This is a genomic window from Neisseria sp. P0021.S005 (genome assembly GCF_051956955.1).
This window is the reverse complement of record NZ_JBQCWY010000280.1, coordinates 1-3,832: the sequence shown is the minus strand read 5'-3', so window position 1 is coordinate 3,832 and position 3,832 is coordinate 1. Positions and strand designations below refer to the sequence as shown.

Here is a 3,832-nt window from a genome sequence, read left to right as displayed (position 1 = left end):
TGAGGAGAACTACGGTGGCCAATAAATTAAGAAACTACACCATCAACTTCGGCCCGCAACACCCTGCGGCGCACGGCGTATTGCGTATGATTTTGGAGTTGGAGGGCGAAACCATCGTCCGTGCCGACCCACATATCGGCCTCCTGCACCGCGGTACTGAAAAACTGGCTGAAACCAAAACCTATCTGCAAGCCCTGCCCTATATGGACCGCTTGGACTATGTTTCCATGATGGTCAATGAGCAGGCGTATTGTTTGGCAGTAGAAAAACTTGCCGGTATCGATGTGCCTATCCGCGCCCAATACATCCGCGTGATGTTTGCCGAAGTAACGCGCATTCTCAATCACTTGATGGGCATCGGTTCGCATGCCTTCGACATTGGCGCGATGACCGCCATCCTCTACGCCTTCCGCGACCGCGAAGAGCTGATGGACTTGTACGAAGCCGTTTCCGGCGCGCGTATGCACGCAGCCTATTTCCGTCCCGGTGGCGTTTACCGCGACCTGCCCGACTTCATGCCTAAATACGAGAGCAGCAAATTCCGCAACGCCAAAGTATTGAAGCAGCTCAACGAATCCCGTGAAGGCACCATGCTCGACTTTATCGACGCCTTCTGCGAGCGCTTCCCGAAAAACATCGACACACTCGAAACCCTCCTGACCGACAACCGTATTTGGAAACAGCGTACCGTCGGCATCGGCGTTGTCACTCCTGAGCGCGCCATGCAAAAAGGCTTTACCGGCGTTATGTTGCGCGGTTCCGGCGTGGAATGGGACGTGCGTAAGACACAGCCTTACGAAGTGTACGACAAAATGGATTTCGACATCCCCGTCGGCATCAACGGCGACTGCTACGACCGCTACCTCTGCCGTATGGAAGAAATGCGTCAATCCGTACGCATCATCAAACAATGTTCCGAGTGGTTGCGTGTTAATCCGGGTCCGGTCATTACCACAAACCACAAATTCGCTCCGCCCAAACGTACCGAAATGAAAACAGGTATGGAAGACCTGATTCACCATTTCAAACTCTTTACCGAAGGTATGCACGTTCTCGAGGGCGAGACCTACACCGCTGTCGAACATCCGAAAGGCGAGTTCGGCGTTTACATCATTTCAGACGGCGCAAACAAACCCTACCGCCTGAAAATCCGCGCACCCGGCTTCGCCCATCTGCAAGGCATGGACGAAATGGCAAAAGGCCACATGCTGGCCGACGTCGTTGCCATCATCGGCACGCAAGACATCGTATTCGGGGAAGTGGACAGGTAAGCCGTAAAAAAAACAGCCTGCACTTTTCAGGCTGCCTGAAAGCTGGGCAAACAAATACGAGGAATATTAGAAATGAATTTTTGGCATATGCAGATGCATCCAACTGGCGAAATGGAATTTTCTGAAAACATTGATTGGATTTTAGAACACAAAAAAATCATCGGTTTGGGACAGTGGAAAGGCGGAGAAGGTCAAATTGCCGCATTTATCAATGAAATTCAGGTTAATGACATTGTTGCGCTAAAACGCGGTCAAGAATTGATTGCGCTTGTTCAAGTTACCGGCGGAGCATATAAGGTTACCGATGATGCAAATCCGGAAACTGCATGGATTGTGAACCGCCGTCCTATCCGCGTATTGGATTGGGCGATTGACCCAAAAATATTAAAACAGCCGCGCGGTACACTAAACCGCTGCGCCAATGATGATGTGGAAACCACTCAAACCATTAAACAATGGTATGAAGCCGTAGTGAAATCATTTGCAAAACGAAGAGTGGATTTAACCGTTTAAATTAGTCTTCAGGCAGTCTGAAACCTGCCCATCATTTTATCGAGAATAAAACCATGTTATCCGCACAATCGTTGCAACAAATCGACACAGAACTGGCCAAATACCCAGCTGATTGCCACCGCTCCGCCATTATGGGTGCGCTGCGTATTGCCCAGACCGAAAAAGGCTGGCTTGCTCCTGAGACCATCGCCTTTGTCGCAAACTATATCGGCATCTCGCCTGCACAAGCCTACGAAGTCGCTACTTTCTACAATATGTACGACCTTGAGCCTGTCGGCAAATACAAACTGACCGTTTGTACCAACCTGCCCTGCGCCCTGCGCGGCGGTATGGCTACCGGCGAATACCTCAAACAAAAACTCGGTATCGGCTACGGTGAAACCACGCCTGACGGCAAATTTACCCTTGTCGAAGGCGAATGTATGGGCGCATGCGGCGACGCTCCGGTTATGCTGGTCAACAACCACAGCATGTGCAGCTTTATGACCGAAGAAGCGATTGACAAGAAACTTGCCGAACTGAAATAAAAGGCCGTCTGAAAACAACGGCTGCAACCTATACGAAAACAAACAGGCACACCAAAAATGGCTATTTACCAATCAGGCGTGATTTTTGACCAAGTGGATACCGCCAATCCCGATTGCTGGACATTGGACGAATACGTCAAACGTGGCGGCTATACCGCCCTGCGTAAAATCCTGTCCGAAAACATCTCGCAAACCGATGTGATTGACGAAGTCAAAACCTCCGGTTTGCGCGGTCGTGGCGGTGCGGGCTTCCCGACCGGTTTGAAATGGAGCTTTATGCCCCGTTCCTTCCCGGGCGAAAAATATGTGGTTTGTAACACCGACGAAGGCGAGCCGGGTACATTTAAAGACCGCGACATCATCATGTTCAATCCTCATGCCTTGATTGAAGGCATGATTATTGCCGGTTACGCGATGGGTGCGAAAGCCGGCTACAACTATATCCACGGCGAAATTTTTGAAGGCTACCAACGTTTTGAGGCCGCTTTGGAGCAGGCGCGTGCCGCAGGCTTTTTGGGTAAAAATATTTTAGGCTCGGATTTTGAATTTGAACTCTTCGCCCACCACGGCTACGGCGCATATATTTGCGGCGAAGAAACCGCATTGCTCGAATCGCTGGAAGGCAAAAAAGGCCAGCCTCGCTTTAAGCCGCCATTCCCTGCTTCGTTCGGCCTGTACGGCAAACCGACTACCATCAACAATACTGAAACGTTCTCCTCTGTCCCCTTCATTATCCGCGACGGCGGACAGACATTTGCCGATAAAGGTATTCCGAATGCAGGCGGTACCAAATTGTTCTGTATTTCCGGTCATGTCGAGCGTCCGGGCAACTATGAAGTGCCATTGGGTACACCGTTTGCCGAAGTCCTGAAAATGGCGGGCGGTATGCGCGGCGGTAAAAAACTCAAGGCCGTTATTCCCGGCGGTTCGTCCGCGCCAGTTTTGCCTGCCGATATCATGATGCAGACCAATATGGACTATGACTCGATTTCCAAAGCCGGCTCGATGCTGGGTTCCGGCGCGATTATCGTCATGGACGAAGACGTGTGCATGGTGAAAGCCCTTGAGCGCCTGAGCTACTTCTACTACGACGAGTCTTGCGGCCAATGTACGCCTTGTCGTGAAGGTACGGGCTGGCTTTACCGCATCGTCCACCGCATCGTAGAAGGCAAAGGCCGCATGGAAGACTTGGATTTGCTGGATTCTGTCGGTAACCAAATGGCAGGCCGCACCATCTGCGCCCTTGCCGATGCCGCCGTCTTCCCTGTCCGCAGCTTTACCAAGCATTTCCGTGATGAGTTTGTGCATTACATCGAACACGGCGGACCGATGAAACCGAATAAGTGGTGCTAAGTTTTTCAGACGGCCTCTAAAAGAATTATTTATTAAATACACGTAACTAGGAACGAACCATGTTACAAATCGAAATCGACGGCAAACAGGTATCTGTGGAGCAGGGCGCGACGGTGATTGAAGCCGCGCACAAGCTCGGTACTTATATCCCGCATTTCTGTTACCACA

At 51.0% G+C, this 3,832-nt stretch carries 5 protein-coding genes; all 5 read left to right on the top strand.

Features of this window, described 5'->3' with window-relative positions; genetic code table 11:
• Nucleotides 1-14: 14 nt before the first annotated feature.
• A complete protein-coding gene (nuoD, locus tag ACTHUE_RS12660) occupies nucleotides 15-1,271 on the top strand; it encodes an NADH dehydrogenase (quinone) subunit D (protein ID WP_049335746.1) in 1,257 nt (418 codons plus the stop codon).
• Nucleotides 1,272-1,343: 72 nt separating this feature from the next.
• On the top strand, nucleotides 1,344-1,784 hold the full coding sequence (locus ACTHUE_RS12655; RefSeq protein WP_049335747.1) for a hypothetical protein: 441 nt from the start codon (nucleotides 1,344-1,346) through the stop codon (nucleotides 1,782-1,784).
• A gap of 53 nt (nucleotides 1,785-1,837) precedes the next feature.
• The gene (nuoE, locus tag ACTHUE_RS12650) at nucleotides 1,838-2,311 is read left to right on the top strand and encodes an NADH-quinone oxidoreductase subunit NuoE (protein ID WP_049335750.1); all 474 of its coding nucleotides are present in this window, start codon (nucleotides 1,838-1,840) and stop codon (nucleotides 2,309-2,311) included.
• Nucleotides 2,312-2,368: 57 nt separating this feature from the next.
• Nucleotides 2,369-3,664 (top strand): NADH-quinone oxidoreductase subunit NuoF, encoded by a 1,296-nt coding sequence (gene nuoF / locus ACTHUE_RS12645; protein WP_049335752.1) that lies wholly within the window; start codon nucleotides 2,369-2,371, stop codon nucleotides 3,662-3,664.
• 59 nt (nucleotides 3,665-3,723) lie between these two features.
• The coding region (locus ACTHUE_RS12640) for a 2Fe-2S iron-sulfur cluster-binding protein (RefSeq protein WP_440423630.1) at nucleotides 3,724-3,832 on the top strand (109 nt) is incomplete at its 3' end.